This window comes from Granulicella sibirica (genome assembly GCF_004115155.1).
GTDB classification, from domain to species: Bacteria; Acidobacteriota; Terriglobia; order Terriglobales; family Acidobacteriaceae; genus Edaphobacter; species Edaphobacter sibiricus.
Genome location: NZ_RDSM01000001.1, coordinates 519,026 through 539,361, shown reverse-complemented (window position 1 = coordinate 539,361; position 20,336 = coordinate 519,026). Strand labels below are relative to the sequence as shown.

9 protein-coding genes are annotated in these 20,336 nt (G+C 57.5%); 4 read left to right on the top strand and 5 right to left on the bottom strand.

Going from position 1 to position 20,336, the window contains the following annotated elements; translation table 11 throughout:
* Window positions 1-36: 36 nt before the first annotated feature.
* Window positions 37-10,608: an Ig-like domain-containing domain gene (locus tag GRAN_RS26025; RefSeq protein ID WP_338323425.1), complete on the top strand. Its 10,572-nt coding sequence runs from the start codon at window positions 37-39 to the stop codon at window positions 10,606-10,608.
* A 389-nt stretch (window positions 10,609-10,997) separates the two neighbouring features.
* On the opposite strand, the gene GRAN_RS26890 is transcribed toward GRAN_RS26025, so the two are convergent.
* Window positions 10,998-11,213 (bottom strand): helix-turn-helix domain-containing protein, encoded by a 216-nt coding sequence (locus tag GRAN_RS26890; protein ID WP_161570806.1) that lies wholly within the window; start codon window positions 11,211-11,213, stop codon window positions 10,998-11,000.
* A gap of 267 nt (window positions 11,214-11,480) precedes the next feature.
* Between GRAN_RS26890 and GRAN_RS02240 the strand changes: the two genes are divergently transcribed.
* The 3 genes from GRAN_RS02240 (at window position 11,481) to GRAN_RS02230 (ending at window position 14,100) form a co-directional block, all read left to right on the top strand.
* The gene (locus GRAN_RS02240; RefSeq protein ID WP_338323412.1) at window positions 11,481-12,275 is read left to right on the top strand and encodes an SDR family oxidoreductase; all 795 of its coding nucleotides are present in this window, start codon (window positions 11,481-11,483) and stop codon (window positions 12,273-12,275) included.
* Between the two features lie 463 nt (window positions 12,276-12,738).
* Window positions 12,739-13,287, top strand: coding sequence for a hypothetical protein (locus GRAN_RS02235; RefSeq protein WP_128911385.1), 549 nt, complete (start codon window positions 12,739-12,741; stop codon window positions 13,285-13,287).
* A gap of 177 nt (window positions 13,288-13,464) precedes the next feature.
* Window positions 13,465-14,100 carry a TetR/AcrR family transcriptional regulator gene (locus tag GRAN_RS02230; protein ID WP_128911384.1) on the top strand — a complete coding sequence of 212 codons (636 nt, stop codon included), beginning with the start codon at window positions 13,465-13,467 and terminating at the stop codon, window positions 14,098-14,100.
* Window positions 14,101-14,162: 62 nt separating this feature from the next.
* Here the strand turns inward: GRAN_RS02230 and GRAN_RS02225 are convergent, their stop codons facing one another.
* The 4 genes from GRAN_RS02225 to GRAN_RS02210 all read right to left on the bottom strand — a co-directional run bounded on the left by GRAN_RS02225 (window position 14,163) and on the right by GRAN_RS02210 (window position 20,135).
* Window positions 14,163-14,900, bottom strand: coding sequence for a TetR/AcrR family transcriptional regulator (locus tag GRAN_RS02225; protein ID WP_128911383.1), 738 nt, complete (start codon window positions 14,898-14,900; stop codon window positions 14,163-14,165).
* A gap of 35 nt (window positions 14,901-14,935) precedes the next feature.
* Window positions 14,936-15,751, bottom strand: coding sequence for an SDR family NAD(P)-dependent oxidoreductase (locus GRAN_RS02220; protein ID WP_128911382.1), 816 nt, complete (start codon window positions 15,749-15,751; stop codon window positions 14,936-14,938).
* A 125-nt stretch (window positions 15,752-15,876) separates the two neighbouring features.
* The gene (locus GRAN_RS02215; protein ID WP_128911381.1) at window positions 15,877-19,047 is read right to left on the bottom strand and encodes an efflux RND transporter permease subunit; all 3,171 of its coding nucleotides are present in this window, start codon (window positions 19,045-19,047) and stop codon (window positions 15,877-15,879) included.
* Complete coding sequence (locus GRAN_RS02210) at window positions 19,044-20,135, bottom strand: efflux RND transporter periplasmic adaptor subunit (RefSeq protein ID WP_128911380.1); 1,092 nt, start codon at window positions 20,133-20,135, stop codon at window positions 19,044-19,046. The genes GRAN_RS02215 and GRAN_RS02210 overlap by 4 nt, the downstream gene beginning before the upstream one ends.
* Window positions 20,136-20,336: the final 201 nt, after the last annotated feature.

Below are 20,336 nucleotides of genomic sequence, written 5' to 3'. Positions count from 1 at the left end.
TCTCCGACAGCACTCCCGGGGGCACGCTCCATTTACATGATTACCGCAGGCGAGGCGCTGGTGGATACCGGAGGCTTCGTGCTTACGGGTGGCATCCCGGTCGTGACGGCGCTTGACCCGAATTATGGGCAGCCCGGCACGAATGGACTCGAGGTCACGATCCACGGGGCTTACACGAACTGGGACTCGACCACGACGCCCGACTTTGGACCGGGTATCACATTGGTGACGAAGCAGGTAGAGGACTCCACGACGCTCAATGCGGTCATCTCTATCGATCCGAACGCGCCGATCGGCTATCGGACTGTTTTCGTGCGTACCGGAACGCAGGTCCTTACGGGTAACTTCCAGATTTACGTTCCGCCACCGCCGGTTCCTGCTATCACGTATTACGTGCCTTCGCAGGGGCTGACTGGTCAGACCTTCACGATCAGCTTCACAGGTTCCAATACACACTGGGATCCAGGCCCGATCAATGCCGCCACGACGGCGACGTTCGGCGATGGCATAGCGGTAAACACCTTCCAGGTGACCGGCCCGACAAGCGCGCTTGCGAATATCACGATTCTTCCGTCGGCGGCTTCAGGCACCCGCTTGATCGTCTTCACCACGGGGTCGGAGACGGAGACCGCCACTTTCACGGTCGTCTCATCCACCTCCGGTCCGGGCGGCGTAACCCCGATGCTGAGCGTCATCGACCCCGGACAGGCGATGCAGGGCTCAGCAAACGTACTGATCAACATCATCGGTCAATACACGACCTTCGACGCCAACACCCTGTTCGATTTCGGGTCTGGCATAACGGTCAACGGGATTACCGTGCTTGGCCCGACCATTGCAACGGCGAATATCAGCATCGACCAACTGGCGCCGCTCGGAGGAAGAACTATTACGGCGACCATGGGAACAGTCGTGGCCAGCGGCGTCGGCTTCTCCGTAACGCCCAGCCTTGCCTTGATCTCGGCGCTGATGCCGAACACGGCGTTACAGGGAAGCACGTTGACGATAGAAGTGACAGGGCAGAATACGCACTGGGGACCTGCGACTCGATTCCAGTTCGGAGCAGGCATCGTGACTGCGAGCGTTGTGGTCAACAGCCCGACGGACGCCACGCTTGTATTGTCCCTGCCTGCACTTGCGCCGATTGGGCCCACGTACGTTACCGCGACGACGCTAGGTGAGGTCGCCACGATCAACAATGGATTCGTCGTCCAGGCAGGCACCCCGCTTCTTCTTTCTTCGGGACCTGGTTCGATACAGCAGCAGAGTCGAGTGACCTTCACCATTCTGAGCCAGGCGACGCAGTGGACCTCGAATCCTCCGGCAGTCGACTACGGTGCGGGCATCACGCTCTCCAACACGATTGTGACCAGCGATACGTCGTTGACCGTAGATGCCTATGTCGATCCGCTGACCAGCCCCGGTGGGCGAACGCTGACCGTGAGCAATGGCACGCAGACGCTTACGCTTCCTAACGCGGTTTCCATCAGCCCCGGTCCGGCGGCGGTCGGCAGCGTCTCTCCATCGAGTGGAGGACAGGGCTCGAGTTACACGGTCGCGCTTCATGGGACAAACACGCACTGGCAGCAGGGGCTGACCCAACTTGCGTTCCCGGGCGTTACCATCAACAGTTTCAATGTGAACTCCACGACGCTGGCAACCGCTACCATCACGGTTTCGAGCTACGCCACGCCTGGCTTGGTCAATATCACGACGACCACACTCGGCGAGGTCGCAACCGAGGTGAACGCGTTCGAGATCACGCAGACTGAGCCGGAGATGTTGTTTATCAACTCCGCCACCGGAGCGCTTGGACAGACCGAGACCGTCACGATCACGACGATCAACACTAACTTTGGATCCGGCTCGACAGCCAGCTTCGGCCCGGGAATCAAAGTGAACTCCGTAAACGCTCTCAGTCCGACCTCGCTTTCGGTCAACATCACCGTGCAGCCGACGACGGCTCTCGGATCGCGCAGCGTCGTGATTACGACCGGCACCGAGGTGGTCTCAAGCAGCACGCTCTTCCAGGTGGTCCACGGTCCCGCGGCCATCCTCAGCCTGAGCCCCGCAAGCGGCGGACAGGGGCGATCGGTGACCGTGCTCGTCACCGGGAGCCAGACCAACTACATGAGCGGCGTGACGTCGGCCAGCTTTGGCGGAGGGATCACAGTGACCAGCGTCAGCGTGGTCGATGCCCTCCACGCCAATGTGACGGTCTCCGTCCCGACCAGTACCCCGATCGGCAGCTACGATGTAACCCTCACCACCGGGGGAGAAGTGAGCACCATCCTTGGTGGCTTCGGCGTCACGCTTGGCAGCGCGAAGCTCGGAAACGTGTCTCCGTCGACGGGTCCTCAAGGCGCAACCAACCTGAGCGTAAGCCTCGTGGGCGTGCTGACCAACTTCCTGAATGGCACCAGTACGGCGAGCTTTGGCGCCGGAATCACAACAAACTCGTTAACCGTGAATAGCCCCACGTCCGCGACGGCGAATATAACCATCAGTCCGTCAGCGACCCTAGGATCGAGGACGGTGACGGTGACCACGGGCAGTGAGACGGCGTCGATCACCGGCGGCTTCTCCGTGCTCGCAGGCCAGCCTGGCTTGATCTCCGCTACACCCGCATCGCTCAAGGTCGGCGACACGGCCAACGTTGTCGTTACGGGCCAGTTCACGACGTTCAAGCAGGGTGTCTCCACGATCAGCTTAGGCTCTGGAGTCACGGTGAACTCCGTAACGGTAGCCAACGCTACCCAATTGACGGCCAACATCACGATCGATGCAAACACCTACGCGGGCGAGCGCGACATAACCGTGACGACCGCGAGCGAGACGGAAACGCTCTCCGGCGGGTTCACTGTGCTACCAGGCACTGCCGTCATCACCGTGATCAACCCGAACATCGGCACGCCAAACCAGACGGTCACGGTAGTGATCACGGGGCAGTACACCAACTGGGGCGCGTCCACCAAGGTGAGCTTCGGACCGGGCATTACGGTGGGCACCGGCGTGGACGGGATGGCGGGCCCGGTGACGGTCAATGGTCCCTCCACCCTGACAGCCACCCTGAATATCGACGCGGATGCGGACCTCGGACCGCGAGACGTTACCGTGACGACCGGTGGTGAGGTAGAGACAGTCCCTGCGGGCTTCACCGTCCAACCAACGACGGTGTCTCCACCGACGGTGCTCTTCTCCAGCCCCGCTTACTACGAAGGCGGAGTGCCGATCAATACCAAGATCACCGCGGTCTTTAGCCAGCCTATGGACCGGACGAGCTTTACCGCCACCGACGTGAACGTGTACCTCGAGAGCAGCGTCCAAGGACAGATCAGCGTTTCTGGCTCCATCAGCCTGGATGCCTCGGGCCGTGTGCTTACGTTCATCCCGACGGTGCCCCTCGCCGTCGGGTCCAGTTATGAACTGTACCTGACGAGCGCCATCACCGACGCTTCAGGAAATGCACTCGATGCTTACGCCACTCTCTTCTCCACTGGCTTCACGGCGAGCACGACCGCGCCCCAGGTGGTCGCGGTGAACCCAATCGCCGATATCAAAAACGTGGGAACAAACGCTACGATCCAGGTCGAGTTCAACACGCCGATGGATCAGTCGACGCAGACCGGTCTGACAGTAAGCGACGGGGTAAATAGCATCCCGGGTTCATACAGTTGGAACACCAACACGAACTGCTTCTACGGGTATTCGTTCTACTACTCGTATCAGTGCACAGCAGGCACGATCGTCACGTTCACTCCCTCTCAGCCGCTCGCACCGAACCAGGCTTATACGGTGAACTATGGCGCGCCACTGGCCGACGCGGCGGGCAACGTCCTTGGCACCGGCTCCTTCGCGTACACTACGGGCGCTGGACCGGACACGACGAACGGAAGTTCGGGCGTGAGCTTCGGGTACTTCCAGCCGGACATGAGTACGAACTTCACTCCCCAGGTGAACTTCTCGAAGCCGGTCAACCGGATCGACGTCAATGCCAGCAACCTCTTCCTGTATGACTACGACAGCGGCAAATACCTGCGCGGCACGGTGAACGTAGCGGCGGACGGGCTGAGCGCGACCTTCGTGCCGGCAATGCCGTTGCTCCCCGACACGGCTTACGCCTTCGCCTTCAGCGGCGGCACGTTCGACATGGATGGCAACACCCTCTATGGCAACTACGCGTATTTCATCACAGGCGCCTCGTCGGACTCGACTCCACCCCAGGTAGCCAGCGTCAGTCCCTCGGATGGAACGAGCACGGTACCGTTGAACGCACAGGTGGCCATTCACTTCAACGAACCGGTCGATCCGGACTTCCCCGGGACCATGACGGTGACGCCCGATGGTGGCGTCCCAATACCCGGCACTGCGACTTTGTCGAGCGACCAGCTTACCCTTACCTTCCTTCCAACGAACTCTCTGAAAGGCATGACGAAGTACACGGTAGCGCTCACCGGGTATCAGGACTTCGCAGGCAACGTTGGGGTGAATTTCAATAGCCAGTTCACCACGACCACCACCGTTACGCCGATCTCTCTTTCCACGGGCTTCCTTGCTTCGGGCATGCTCAGCACGACCGACAACACAAGCGACGCGAACTGGGTGGTGACGGTAGGATCGAACGCTCCGGTCGCGGCGAAGATCGATGGGCCGGGAGATGGAGACTGGTCTACAAGCTACGCATCGAATGGGCCTAACTCCTCCTGGATTACGCTGAATCCGGACAGTCCTGCGGGGAATACGGCTGGTGTCTTCTCAAGGACGTTCAACCTTACAGGCTATAACCTCTCGAATCTTTGCCTTGTTGGCTCGATGGCCGTTGATATCACCGGGGGCCTGCAATTGAACGGCACTCCCATTACGCAGCCCATCGACACGTATTCCCTCGTGCCGTTGAACGTCGCCCTCCCTGTCGCCTCACTCAACGCGGGGGTGAACACGCTCTCGATGGTCTACTCCACGACGAACGACAACATTGACGCCTTCCGCCTGGAAGCCACCGTTCAGACATGTGGCGTCAGCTTTACGAGCGGTCTGCAACTTGTCAGGAGCACGCCCGCGATACAGGCGACGGGGGTGGCCACGAGTACAAGCATCACGTTGACCTTCAACCATCCGCTCGATCCAGCTACGGTCAACGCGAATACCATTCAGGTCCTAAACACCGGCGCGAGCTATAGCCAGATTGCCGGGAGCTACAAGGTGAACGGAAGCCAGGTGATCTACACCCCGGATAGCCCGTTCCCGGCGAATACGCAGATCAACGTCAACAGCTATGGCGGTCCCGTGGATACGGCCGGAGAGTCGCTCGGGAACGTCAACACACTCCTCTACTTCACCACGAACGCAACGTCGATCGCGCCGAGCGCACCGTTCGCGGTGACGGCCTTCTCTCCCGCACCCGATAGTACGAACATCGGTCTGCACGCTCCCGTCGTTGCGACCTTCAACCGCTCCTTCAATCCGCAGACGATCAATCCCACCAGCAGTGGAACGGACTTTGCGCTCTACGCCGGCGACAACCTGAACTGTACGAATTACATGAAGTCGCAGGACAACACGACGCTGCAGTTCAACTGCTACCCATTGCCCGCGAGTACGGCGATGACGGCTTTGATCAAAAGCAATCTGCAGGATATGTCGGGGCAGGGAGTCGCAAATTTCAGCAGCAAGTTCACAACGGCACCGGTCGACTCGAATACCCACGGCACGATCGTGACGGCACGGCCGGGCAGCGGCGCTACGTCCGTGCCGGCCAACTCTCCGCTCGTTCTCTTCACCAGTCTGCCAATCAGCACGTCAAGCGCCAATGCCGCCCTGAAAGTCTCGCAGAACGGCGTGTTGATCCCTGGCGCTATCCAGGTTCTCGATAGCGGTTATACCCTGCAGTTCACTCCAAGCTCGCCTTACGTCGCGGGGGCGCTCATCCAGTGGACCGTGACAGCCGATCTCGTGGATGCCACCTACGGCAGTAGCTTCACGGCGACGGGGGGCTACTTCACGGTGGCAGCTGATACCAGTATGACCATTCCTACACTCCAGGCCGCGTATCCCGCTGCAGGGGGAGGCACCGTACCAAACTCGATCTTCGAACTTCAGTTCAGTGCTCCGATCGATCCGGGCACAGTCAACGCGACGAACATATACCTCACCTACCAGGGGAACGGCGGATCCAATCTGGCTGCCACCCTCTCGCAGCCGCAGCCAAACACGATTCGGATTATTCCGCAGAGCGATCTAACAGGGTCTCCGGTATATTTGGTAATCGAGAGCGGGCTGCGCAGCACGACAAGCGTTCCTGCGCAGCAGACGGAATATTACTTCTTCCCGACTGGTGCGGACGATACAACGGTCCCGACGATCGTGAGCGCCGTACCGTATAACGGGGCGATCAACATCGGTGTGAACGCAACGCCGGGGATCGTCTTCAGCAAGGCTATCGATCCGGCAAGCATTAACAACAATACCTTCAAGGTCGCGAATGGAGGCGCGTCACTCCCTGGCGGCTACATGATCAGCACGGATAACACGCGCGTGCAGTTTGTCCCAAGTTCGCCTCTGCCGGTGAACGCGGACCTGACCATGACGCTCGAGGGTGTGCTCGACGGCGAGGGCCACGCGGCGTCGTTCTCCTCGCACTTCAAGACCGCCTCGGGTCCGGACTTCACGCCGCCCACGATTGTTTACAGCAGCGTCGGTGATGGAGAGACGGTTCCGGTCAACGCGACGGTTACCGTGCAGTTCAGCGAGTCAATGGATATCACCACCCTGAATACCCGAAATATTGATATCTACGACTACCTCCTTGGCACCTATGTCCCGGCGACACTTACCTTCAGCGCAGACCAGTCCGTGGCGTATCTCGTTCCGAACGCCCCGCTGGCTGCGGGACGACAGTACGTGCTGCAGGTCTACTCCGGGATGGATCTTGCCGGCAACCAGCTCCAGGGCAACTCTTTCTCATTCACCGCAGGGCTTGCGGCGGCATCCTCGGCACCCACGCTGCAGTATCTGAACCCGCTGCGTGGAGCGACAGGAGTCGGAGTGAACGTGCTGATTGAAGCGCAGTTCACGGGTGGAATCGACCCGAACACTCTTAGTGGTGTGGAGCTTCTGGCGGGAGTCAATTCCGTCCCGATCACTACCACGACCAGCAATGGGAACACCATCCTTCAGTTGACGCCGCAGACCCCGTTGACGCCGAATACCACCTATCAGGTGCGGATCGCAGGGGTGAAGGATCCTGCCGGAAACACGCTCTCGACCGTGACCAACAGCTTTACAACGGGAGCCACGTTCGATCTGGCCGGGCCACAGGTCGTCGCCTATGATCCGCCGAACGGCGCTGAGGTCGGGACGAACATCTCGCCGAAGTTTTACTTCAATAAGCCGCTGAATCCGATCACGGTGACGACCAGTAGCTTCCGGATGTACCGGGACGACACCGGTCAAAACATTCCGATCAGCGTGATTCCTGCCACGAATGGATTGAGCGTGACCTTGGAACCGCTGCACGCGATCGCTCCGAATGGACAGTACGAGTTTGCAGCCGGCTATGGATTCCAGGATGCAAACGGCAACAATGGCAATGGGCTCACTATCTATTTCTCCACCGGCGCGGGAACGAACACGACCGGGCCCTCGATTACGGTCAGCCCGGGCGCGGGAGCAACGGGTATCCCGCTCGACACGCACGTCGTGGCAACTTCGAGCGCCCCGATCGATCCCACAAGCTGGACGCAGAGCTCCATCCAGGTGCTCGACAACCTGAGTCAAGCCGTCGCGGGCACCATCGGCTTGACGGACACGCAGACACTCACCTTCGTCCCAACGAACCCGCTGAGCCAGAACGTCACCTACACCGTAAAGGCAGGCGGTTTCAACGATGCCAATGGAAATCCCGCGACACTTTCGAACACAAACTTCAGAACCGGGACGTCCGCCGGTACCGATGGGCTGACGCTCGCCAGCACGAACATCCCGTCAGGTGCGGCGAACGTAGCGAACACGCAGGCGATCATCCTGACGTTCAGCCAGATACTGAACCCGGCCTCGGTCAACGATAGTACGTTGCGCGTCCTGAATACCTATAACGGGAGCCTCGGTCTGGCCGGCACCTATTTGGTCAGTGGTAACCAGGTCACGTTTACCCCGGTCGCCCCCTATCCGGCTGGAGCGCAGATCTATGTTGTCTCCTGCGGCGGCCCCTCGGATGTGCAGGGTGATGTCTTCCTCAACGGCAGTTGCTACTCGCAGCTTCTCTCGTTCACGGTGAGCTCGGCGTCACCCGACACCACTCCTTTGAAGGTCGTCTCGATCAATCCGGCGGCGAATGCAACCGGCGTTCCTCTCACGACGCAGGTCTCCGTCACCTTCAACAAGTCGATCAACCCATCGAGCGTAAGCTATGGCGGCAGCAGCGCGTTGCTCTCAGCGGGACAGAGTATTCAGAACTATGGGAGCGTGAGCTTCTCGCCGGATAACCTTACCGTGACCTTCAACACCGGGGCACTCTACGGCAGTACGAAGTACACCGTGACTCTGCCTGCCGGGGGTATTACCGATATGTCGGGCAACGGTCTAGCCACAACCTTCGATAGTACATTCCAGACGATGAGCGCCACTTCAAACGCCACCGGATACGTCACGACGACGGCTCCGTCTTCAGTGGGTAACGTTCCGTCTGATTCGTTGCTTACGCTCTTTGTCAACGAGATGGTCGACCCCTCCACCGTTCAGGGAAACCTGGTTGTCACGGTGAACGGAGAGGTATATCCGGGAACGGTACAGGCAGTCGCCAGCGGATACGAGGTGCAATATACGCCGCAGGTACCCTTCCCGGCGGGGGCAGTCGTCCAGTGGTTCTTCTCGAATGTCTACGATACGAACGGCAACGCTATCCAGGCGAGGTCCGGCTATTTCTATGTGCAGGCGGTACCCGATCCGATGGGTGCGCCGATCATCGTTGCGGGGAGCCCGGCTTCCTCTTCGACGAATGTCCCGACGAACGCCGTATTCGATGAGCAGTACAGCCTGCCCATCGATGCGTCCACACTGAGCTCGGCGTCCTTTTACAGCTACTATGGGGCCATTCCTGCGCTGAACGTGACCCTTCTATCGCCGGCCGTGGTGCGCATTGCACCAGCCACGCCGTTGTTGCCCTCGACCGCCTACTATGTATGCCAGAGCGGATCGATCAAGGGCACCAATGGGGTGACCGCGCAGGGAACCTGCATCAATTTCACCACGACGGCGGGTCCGGATACCTCGCAAGGTGCGGTGAAGATTGGGCCGCCGAATGGATCAAAGAATGTCGGCACGAATGGCATGGTTCGGCTGGTGTTCTCCAAACCCGTCGACGCGACTACAGTGACCACGGATACTGTAAAAGTGATGCATGGAAGCGTAAGCATACCGGGCACACTTACGCTGAGCTCCGACTACGGGACAAGCGGATACGACTTCATCGGGGCGACGTTTACCCCGGTGAATCCTCTGCCCCCTTCGACGACTCTCCAGGTAAGTGTCGACGGGGTAGAGGATTACGCGGGCAACGCGCTTGCGAAAGCCTCATCCCAGTTCACCACAGCGCCTGCACCGGACTTCAGCGCCGCGAACGTGACGCTTGATTTTGGCTACGGAACCACGGATATCGGAACCAATGCGACCTTCTCCTGCCGGTATTCGAAGCCGGTCGACCCCAGCAGTGTCAGCGCTGACCAGACTTATGTCAGCCTCACGGGTACCAACGCACGCGTGCCATCCACATTCCTCTTCTCCTCGGACATGGAATCGGTGACCATAAAGCCGGTCTCAGCCTTGACCGCAGACACCAGCTATGGCTATCAGTGTGTCGGAGCTCTTGATCTTACGGGCAACAATACCTATACGGGGTACGTTCAGTTCACCACGGGCAGCGGGCCGAGCAGCACTGGTCCAACGCTACTTCGCACGAATCCCCCAAGCGGAGCAACAAATGTCCCATTGAACACTGGCGAGGGGCCGTTCAACGCAACCAGCCTTGGCCTGCTCTTCGATAAGCCGCTCTCGGAGAATTCGTTGAGCAACGTCACCCTTAAGCCACAGGGCGGAAATCCTTTGTACATCGCGACTGGGCAGAACATCGGGGACACAGAGGTCAGCGTGTTTCTGGCTAACACTCTGCAACCGAATACCCAATACACCTACAGCATTACTGGCGTTACGGATTATTCGGGCAATCCGATCGCTCTAGTCACAAGTACCTTTACCACCGGCTCGGGAGTAGACTTCGTGAGCCCAACCGTCGCAGGCTTTATTCCAGCGGACGCGACCACCGGCGTATCCATGGGAACACCGCTGAAAGTGACTTTCAGCGAGCCAATGAACCCAGTGCTGATCGACAGCAATCACGTTGTTCTGCTCAACCACAACACGCAGGCTGTCATCCCCACTACGCTGAGCATATCGACCGATAACACGACGGTCTCGCTCACACCCGTTTCTCCGCTCGCAGCAGGTACGATTTACGATTTCGAGGTAGTAAATCCCAACTGGTACCTCACGGATATTGCGGGCAACCATCTCAACACATACGAAGCGATCGCTACCTTTACCACAGGGCCATGATAGTCGTGCGGTGTCACCGGCCATCATGGTGAGTTGCGATCGTGCGGCGGATGATCTGGAAGTTCAGCTTCTCAATACCTACTGTTTCCCCGAGAGGCTTCAAGACCCTTTCGCGGTAGTTGGAGGTGTCGATGAACCCTCCTTCCGCGGTCGGAAACATCGCGTCATCTGGAGAGCATCTCCGGTGGGCCTCGCTCCTGCAGAGACTACCCCGGCAGGATGCTTCTTTACACTCCAACTTCCACGCGTTGAGTTCGGTGACAAGGTCATCCGGAAGATGCATCTTGCCCAAGCTCTTGGTATGACGGAAAGCCTGGGAGTCTTTCTCCAGCAGTGATCCCACACCCAGTCCTTGCTGAAGTTGAGGCACTGTCCTAGGTCCACGGCGGTCAAGAGAGGATCCGCAATCGGGGATTCGGGGCAGCGTGGACGCGTTTCTGGCCTCGGATAAAGACGGGAAACCCCAGCCGGGATTCGAGCTCGACAACCGGTCTGCTCAAGGCAGGCTGTGTGATTCTTAAACGCTCCGCGGCGCGAGTGACGTTGAACGCTTCTGCAAGCGTAAGTACGGCAGCCTGAAGACGGATTCCGATATTGATCTGCATCGGCGTCCTCGGTAATGCGGACAGCTCGCAAATGTTGGAGCAGCAAACGAAAGCCGGTGTACCGTGCCGAGCGGTAACTTTATAGATTATACTCATACCCTAAATATCTACCTATTCTTGGAGGAGAGAATTTTACTAAGGAGTAAAAATAGCTGAGGAGAATGGATATTCGAAGAATATAAGAAATATCGTATACGTTAGCCCGTCCTATAAGAGTCTAAACGTAATCCAAAATGCAGAACAATAAAAGCGAACGAATGGTCGTTTTTGTCGAATCCGGTTCAGCCTTTCAGTATCCAATCTGATCAGGAGGGCAATGACATGCCTGGCGAAAGAAAAGTAGCACTTATTACCGGAGCGAACCGCGGAATTGGACTTGAAACGGCTCGTCAGCTTGGACAGCAGAATGTAATCGTGATCGTCGCTGCCAGAACCTTCGATGCGGCTCAACAGGCAGCTCAGACGCTGACATCAGAGAACATCGAGGCGTACCCCGTCGCCCTGGATGTCAACAAAGAGGAAGATCGTAAAGCAGCCGCAAAGTTTGTCGCCGACAAGTTCGGGCACCTGGATATCCTGGTGAACAATGCGGGTGTCGGTGGCGAAGGTGGGATTCTGCATCCCCACACCATCGCGACGACGGACGCCGAGTTTGAGAACGTGTTCCGTACCAACGTTTTGTCGGTCATTTCTGTGACCAGAGAATTATTGCCGCTCCTCAAGAAGAGCGCCGCTGGGCGCGTTGTGAATGTCTCGAGCATCCTCGGATCGCTGACTCTTCAAGCGATGCCGAACAGTCCCATCGCTCCCATGAAGGCGTTCGCTTATAACGCCTCTAAAACGGCTCTGAACCAATTCACCGTTCATCTTGCTGCGGAGCTGAAAGACACCAAGATCAAAGTGAATTCGGCGCATCCGGGATGGGTGAAGACAGATCTGGGCACGCTGCATGCCCAACTTGAAATCGCTGATGGAGCAAAGACGAGCGTTGAGCTCGCCCTCACTGGTGAAGACGGGCCAAACGGCAAATTCATCCATGATGGAAAAGAATTGCCTTGGTAGAGCTTGCGCCACATCAGCTTAGGGATCATGTATGCAACGACATGGTCACTGAGACAACGTCTTCGACCTGGACACCGGGTCTGATCTGACAATGCCTTGAAGGTGCGATGGCGCTTGATCGTTTTGACAGGCAAGCCGGCTATCTTGAGCGAGCTGAGAAGCATGTTGACGCTTATCCCGAATCGCGGATCCCTGAAGGCGCTCTACACACTCATCCTTCTGTCTTGGCCAAACAGAAGGATGAGTGCGTTCGCTACTGCTTCGGAGTGCGACTCTATCAAGGAAGACATCATTGAAAAATCTACTAAGTTTCGTCGTAGACGCACATGGCGGTTTAGCGGAATGGAATCGGTTCTCCGACTTCTTCACGGATGTCGACGCGCAGGGAAGGCTGCGTGAGCCAGACAGATGGCACACGATCGTACCTCGGTCTCGGCTACTCCTCTCCCTCCGCAGTCAACGGATGATCATCATCTTGCCCGATAACGGAGGAAAGCTGATCATAGAGCCGAGCCGAATTTCTAGTTTCCATCTGCACAGGACTAAGCTGGCGTCGCTCGCGCATCCAGGACAAGCGTTGCTGCAGGAGCCTTCGATGTCGGACTGGGACAACCTTCGAAGTGCCTTTTTCATGGCTCATGTGATCCGGCATGCCGCCATTGGTCCTTTCTTGTACACCCTGCCTGGGTTCCGTACTGAGGAGCTTGCACCATGGGACGAACGAGGCGAAGTCTGGCGGGTGCTTAGGGTAGATTTTCCAGGAAATGTCGAAACTCCCTTTCAGTCCCACATCGCATATTTCGGCCCAGATGGCCTCTTACGGCGAGTTCAAAGCAAGCCGGATGTATTAGGTGGGGTGGAATTGATTGAGGACGTGACGCGCTATGAAAGCATGAACGGCCTCCAGGTCGCCTCCTCGAGAGAACTGTTCACGTGCGATTCCAAGGGGAGAAGAACCGACGCAGCAAGCTTAGGACAAATTGAACTCCGGAACTTCTTCTTTGCCGATTAGCTCCAGCCCGCGGAGCGACAGAGGCAACTAGCTGTCGAGAATCCCATCTTTCAGGCGATACACCAGCGTGGCTAGACGAGCTTGCACAGTTCCTCTTGCTAGTTTTGTGTCAAGTGTGACGGATGTGGAGCTTCATCATCCGTAGCCAAAAAACGCTAAAGAGACTATTGTTATGAGATGGTGGCCACGGTAAACGAGTTCGATCAAACGGCAACGAATCCAGGGCAGCGGGGCCCCGCGGAACATCAGCGGCGGGAGCAAATTCTTCGGGCCGCTGGAGAGCACTTCCGTCACTACGGTTATCGAAAGACCACCGTTGCTGATCTGGCCAAGGCGATTGGCCTATCACCCGCCTACATCTACAAGTTTTTCGTCTCTAAGCAGGCGATCGGCGAGGCTGTCTGTGCATTGTGTCTTGGGGAACGAACCGGGGCTTTGCGAAAAATTGTGGAAGAGACCGCTTCTCCGGTTGAGAGTATCCGAAAGATCTACAAAAGTTTAGCGCTGAGCGGAGCCCGGCTCTTCTTTGAGGACCGGAAGATGCACGACATTGTGACGGCCTCTTTCGAGGAACGTTGGGGCAATCTCGAGGCCTACAACCACGACCTCATCGGTATTATCCGGCGGGTGTTGATTCGCGGACGCGAACTTGGGGAATTCGAGCGGAAGACTTCATTGGAGGAGGCTTGCCGAGCGATTCAACATACGATGCAGTCCTTCTTTCACCCGATCTTGCTCGAACAGAATCTGGATCATCTCGAAGAAGATGCGACGGCCGTCGCCAATTTGGTATTGCGGTCTCTTGCGCCCTGAAGCATGCGAGTGCCCTCTGGCTATCGGGGCGTTTCAGTGCCAGTAGCCAGATAGTGGCATGGTCAATTTCTTCCAGCCAGAGGCCCCGGTTTTCTATCGTCATTGGGCGCTCCTGAGAGTCTGCTGGGTCGAGGCAAAGGCCGTTGTGCGAGATCGATGAACTCGTCTCGGACAGCTTTGAGGATTTCTTGAGACAGGGTTTTGTCGTTCACGGCACGCGCCAGGGATGCCGCACCGACCGCTGCACTTAGAAGAAGGATTGCTCGTGTGCGTCTCGATTGCGCGTCGCCACCCTTTAGACCGTGGTTGTAGTAGCCAATCGTGTGCTTCACGCGCTGGGTGTAAACCGTCTTCACGCTTGTGCTGGCGTGACGAACATCTCCAGCGAAGGCGGTCACGGCGCAGTTAAGCGCGGCACGTTTGCTGTCGGCATCTGAGAGGAACGCCTCCAGGAACGCCGGAAGGTCTGCAGCTTGTTCTTCCCAGCGGTCGACATCCTTGAACGCCTCGGCCATTGCTTCCACAACGAGTTCATCTCGAGATCCGAAATGCTTATAGAAGCCCCCGACGCTGCAACCGGCCTCCTTCATCACATCCGCAACTCCGATTCCTTCCAGACCCCGCTCACGAAAGCGCTTTGCGGCCACGGTAAGAATCTTTGAATGGGTAATCGCCTTATCTGCCTTGGACCGCCTCATAGGACCCTTCCAGCTTCGCCCGACTCGCAGCGAACCGATGAGTTCTAGAGTATAGCGATACGCCAATCGATTCAAAGGCCAAGATTCAAGCTGAAAGCGCAATATACCTCGGGAGTTCGATCAGGGCTATACAACCTCTAAGCAAGATCCCCTCCCGTGATATCGAGTGCTGTACCCGTAATCGCTCCGGCAAGAGGAGATGCCAGGAACATAACAGCCCTCACCACATCTTCATTTGTAACGGTCTCGTCCCCGACATCTTCCTGAGAGTATGGGCCGTTCACCGGACCGCGCCGTGTCTTCGGCGTTTCGAACTTTAAGGTGCCTGCCAAAACCACATTCGCGGTAATACCGCGCGATGTAAGGTCTCTTGCCACACCCTTTGTGTAGCCAAGCACAGCAGCTTTAGTGCCTGCATAGTCTGCTGCTCCAGCGATGCCAACTCTCTGAGCCAGCGACGAACTGAGAGCGATGATGCGGCCGCCCGCACGCATCCGCAGGACCGCGGCGCGTACCACGGCGATATATCCGTGAACATTCACCTGCCACTGCAGGTCGAGTGCCTGATTGTTGATCGTGGGATCATCGATCGTCTTGCCGTGAAGTGCGAACGAAGATGTGTGAATCAAAATATCGAGATGTCGAAATTCTCTCGTGACCTCCTGTACCAATGGTAGGGCTTGTTTGGAGTCACCGGGATCGTGCCTGAATAGCGTTGCACGATTGCCACGTGCGCTCACTAAAGCCTGGACATGCTCTCTGGCTCTCGTCTCGGAAGCCGAGTAAGTTACAGCAACCTCCCCTCCCGCACGCGCAAGCGCAAGGGAGATCGCAGCGCCTACTCCGCGCGTACCACCAACTACCAGGGCAACCTTGCCATTCAAAGAAGTCGGCTGAAGTTTAGCCGAACTACCGTAGACGAAATTTGCGTTTGCAGTGCTCTCGCTCGCCATCGATGCTCCCACAAGGTCCTTTCGCTATGAAGGAAAGCCACGAATCGGCCTTCAGGTGGGACGGGTATGTGGCCCGAGCACGAGGCTGGCGGCGCGATACGGAAATCCCGTCGCCAGCCTTAGCGTTATGCTTCCGCCAATACAACCTCTCCTTTACCTGCTGGCACAGGCGCCGGCTTTACGCCGTACCAGATCGCATAGAGAGCAGGAAGGAATAGCAAGGTAAGCACGGTGCCGATCATTGTGCCGCCTATGAGCGTATATGCCATTGATCCCCAGAACACAGAGTAGGTTAGCGGGATGAAGGCAAGAACGGCAGCAAGCGCTGTGAGCAGCACGGGACGTGCCCGCTGGACGGTGGCTTCGATCACGGCATCATAGTTGTCCAAGCCCTCTTCCTGGTTGGTCTTGATCTGTCCGATCAGGATGAGGGTGTTGCGCATGATGATTCCGGCCAAGGCGATCAATCCAAGGATCGCATTGAAGCCAAACGGCTGATGGAAGAGCAGCAGGATCGGTACAGTCCCTGCGAGTCCCAATGGGGCAGTAAGCACCACCATGAACATCGCCGAGAACGACCGGACCTGAAGCATGATGACGATCAACATGAGGATGATCATCATGGGAAAGACGACCTGCAGCGCTACATTGGCCTTGGTTGCTTCCTCGACATTGCCACCTACTTCAATCTTGTAGCCCGCGGGAAGACTCTTAATCAGGGGTTGAAGAGATTGCATGATCTCAGCTGAAACCTGTGGCGGCTGGAACGCTTCGTCGATATCGGAAGACAGGGTTATCGTTGGCGTGCGGTCGCGCCGTTTCAAGATCGGCTCTTCTTGCCGAACTTCGACATGGCCGATCTGACTGATCGGGACGAGCTTCCCGTCATGGCTGATAATGGTCATGTCCTGCAACCGGCTCGGATCGAATCGGTCTCCGCCAGCACTGCGGGCGACGAGATCGACCGTTCTGATATCCTCACGCACTTGCGTCACTGGTACGCCTGTCAGGAGGAACTGAATCTGAACGCCAGCTTCTGACGGCGTGAGACCAAGCAAGTGGAGCCTGTCCTGGTCCAGAACGAAATGGACGGTCGGCGCCTTCTCTCCCCAGTCTGCGTTCACCAGACGCGTATGCGGATTGGCCACCATGATCTGGCGAGCCTGTTCCGCAATCCCGCGCACCTTCCCGATGTCCGGTCCCATGATGCGAAACTCAACCGGCCACGGTGTATATGGGCCGAAGACAAGTTGAGTGACACGAACACGCGCCTCTGGTGCGATGCCGGCGGCAACCTGCTGTCGTAACCGCATCTTCAGCGTCTCGCGGTCTTTTTCGCTCGGTGTCAGAATAATGATCTTTGCGAAGTTTGGATTCGGGAGTTCAGGATTGTAGGAGAGGAAGAAGCGGGGAGCGCCTGCTCCGATATACGCGGTAACGATCTTGGCTTCGGGTTGACGACGAAGCCAGGTCTCTACCTTCGCACTGGCTTGGTTTGTCGTCTCAATGCTGCTTCCCTGGGGCAGGGTGACTTCTACCAATAGCTCAGGCCGATCGGAAGCTGGAAAGAACTGCTGACGAACCGAACCCATACCCACGAATGCCATCAGGAAGATGACGACAACTGAACCTGCCACAAGGAACTTCCGATGCACAGCCCACTTCACCATGCGCCGCAGCTTTTGATAACCGGGCGTCGCGTAGATCGCCGCGTGACCGCCGGGAATGGGTTCAAGACTCGGGAGAAGCTTGACGCCAAGGTACGGCGTAAACGTGACCGCAACGACCCAGGATGTCAGCAAAGCAAACGCGACCACCCAGAAGATATTGCCGGCATATTCGCCAGCCGTGGACTTCGCGAAGCCGACCGGCATGAGTCCAACCACCGTGACAATTGTTCCTGAGAGCATTGGAGCAGCCGTGTGGCTCCAGGCATATCCGGCTGCGCGGATTCTATCCCAGCCTTCTTCCATTTTTACGACCATGATCTCGATCGAGATGATGGCATCATCTACAAGAAGGCCAAGGCCCAGGATCAGAGCGCCGAGAGTAATACGATCGAAGACGCGCCCCGTCGCCAGCATGATGACGAATGTGATCGCAAGCGTAACGGGGACAGCAGCGGCGACGACGATACCAACACGCCAGCCGAGGCTGATCAAGCTCACGATCATGACGACCGCGAGCGCTACGCAAAACTTCAGCATGAACTCGTCATACGCTTCGGTGATATTTACCGCCTGATCGGTGACTTTGCTGAAAGCAAATCCCGCCGGAAGAGCGTTTGCGATGCTCTTCTGCTCCGCTTCGAGAGCCTTGCCAAGATCCAGACCATTCCATCCTTCACGCATCACGATGCTAAGCAACAAGGCATTTTCGCCGTTATGGCGGATCATGAACGTAGCCGGATCTTCATAGCCTCGCTTGACCTCGGCGACGTCCGATAGCGACAACGTACGTCCGCCAGCAACGATCGGTGTATCCCGGATCTTTTGTAGATCGTTCAGGGCGCCGTCCAGGCGGATGAACACCTGCTGGTCATGGGTGTCGATCGATCCGGAAGGAGTAACAGCGTTTTCGCGGGTGAGGGCGTCGAAGATCTGCTGGGGACTTACTCCAAGATTCGCAAGGCGAGAGTAAGAGAATTCGACGAAGATCCTTTCCGGTTGCTCGCCGACGATGTCGATCTTTTTCACGCCCGGAACGTGGAGGAGCCTTTGACGGAGCGCCTCAGCCTCGCGGGTCAGGATGCGCAGCGGCAGGCCGTGCGCTTCGACCGAATACAGGGCGAACGTGACGTCGGAGTATTCGTCATTGATGAATGGCCCATAGGCTCCCTGAGGGAGCTTGTGCGCCTCGTCGCCGAGCTTCTTACGTGCCTGGTAAAACTCCTCGGGCACGTCTTTCGGATTCATGCTGTCTTTGAGGGACACCTTCATCAGCGCGAGACCGGGGCGAGTGAACGTCTCGACGCGATCGTAATCGCGGAGTTCCTGCATGCGTTTTTCAAGCGGCTCCGCAACGAGGTCTTGCATCTCCTGTGCCGTGGCTCCTGGCCAGACCGCCGCGACCGTGAAGACTTTCACCGTAAAGGTCGGGTCTTCCGCGCGCCCAAGCCCGAAGAAGGCAACAATACCGGCTCCCAGCACGGCGATAAGAAGGAAGAGGGTGACTGCTCTTTCCCGGACGGCAAGGGAAGAAAGGTTGAGAAAGGTTGAGGTTGCCTTCTCGCGTACTTCCGGACCCGTAATTTCGTGTAACTGGTATTGATTGTGATCGGTATCGTGCGGATTCATCGAGAGACCTCAGCTTGCTGCTCTTCCACGCGGACTTTATCGCCCTCATGGAGAAGATGAGCGCCAAGCGCAACGATCTTGTCTTCGGGACGCAGGCCCTGGCTCACGATCGCCTCTTCTTCGGTCATGCTGCGAATCTGAACCGGATGAAACGAAACTGTGTTCGTCGAACTGTTTACAACCCAAACTCCTGTCCCCTTACCAAGATCAATAATGGAGGCGACAGGAATTGTGGACAGGGCCTGACTTTCGCTCTCCAGATGAATGGTTACCGTGGCTCCGATGGGAGCATTCGCATCTTTGCCGCCGAGGACATAGCGTGCCTCGTAGGTACGGGTGAGTGGATCGGCTGCATCCGAGAGCTGCCGCAGTCTTGCCGGCACCCGGTCTGTTTGACCGTAGACCGCGGCGAAGGCGGTCGAGCCCAGCTTTGGACGGATGGTCTCCGGAAGGTTGACTGCCGCTTCCCGTGGCCCCGCATGCGCAAGCTTCACCACGGTTTGACCGGCAGAGACTACCTGACCCGGCTCGGCTGTCGTCTCGACGACGACTCCGTCTGAATCTGCGATGAGCTTTGAATAATCGCCCTCGTCCATCGCTACCTTCTGCTGTGCTTCAGCGGCTCGCAACTCGGCTTCCGCTGCATCTGCCGCCGCCTTGATCTGGTCATACGTGGATGCCGAGATTGCACCCGTTTTAACCAGGCCCCGGTAGCGAGCCTCATCAGCGATTGCCTGCACCGCTCGCGCTTTGGCGGCTTCGACCGTTTCCATCCTGGCGGTCACAGCATGGGCGTAGTCCGTCGGGTCGATCGTCATCAGCAGTTGCCCCGCATGGACAACCTGGCCGGTGTCGACGAGACGCTTTGTAATTTTTCCCGGCACCCGAAAGCCCAAATTGCTTTCTACCCTGGCAGTGACCACGCCAGTAAAAACGCGAGCGGCGTCGGATGAAAGTCCGACTTCGGCAGCACGAACCAGCTGCGGTTCAGTTCTCGGATCGGCTTCCACCTTGCGATGACATCCGGCGAGGCCGAGCGCGGCAGCGGCAGTTGCCAAGGCTAAAAGACTGTTCTGTGAAATCCTCACTGGTTGCTCTCCTGATGCCTCTCCCGGTGAATTTATATACGTGTGACAAAATTGTCAAATCGTCATTCATTCCTATAGGATGGCTCGAAGGAGGGAGTACCGTGAATTAGTGACCTTTTTGCCATATCTTGTCACGCCACCTGCATTCTGAATTCACGACTTACCCGAGTTTCGTTGACAACAAGTAACGAAATAAAATAT

Bases quoted from the DNA above. Each gene is read 5' to 3' on its own strand.
- GRAN_RS26025 (WP_338323425.1), top strand. From the start codon at position 37: ATGATTACCGCAGGCGAGGCGCTGGTGGATACCGGAGGCTTCGTGCTT.
- GRAN_RS26890 (WP_161570806.1), bottom strand. From the start codon at position 11,213: ATGCAGATCAATATCGGAATCCGTCTTCAGGCTGCCGTACTTACGCTT.
- GRAN_RS02235 (WP_128911385.1), top strand. From the start codon at position 12,739: ATGATCATCATCTTGCCCGATAACGGAGGAAAGCTGATCATAGAGCCG.
- GRAN_RS02230 (WP_128911384.1), top strand. From the start codon at position 13,465: ATGGTGGCCACGGTAAACGAGTTCGATCAAACGGCAACGAATCCAGGG.
- GRAN_RS02220 (WP_128911382.1), bottom strand. From the start codon at position 15,751: ATGGCGAGCGAGAGCACTGCAAACGCAAATTTCGTCTACGGTAGTTCG.
- GRAN_RS02215 (WP_128911381.1), bottom strand. From the start codon at position 19,047: ATGAATCCGCACGATACCGATCACAATCAATACCAGTTACACGAAATT.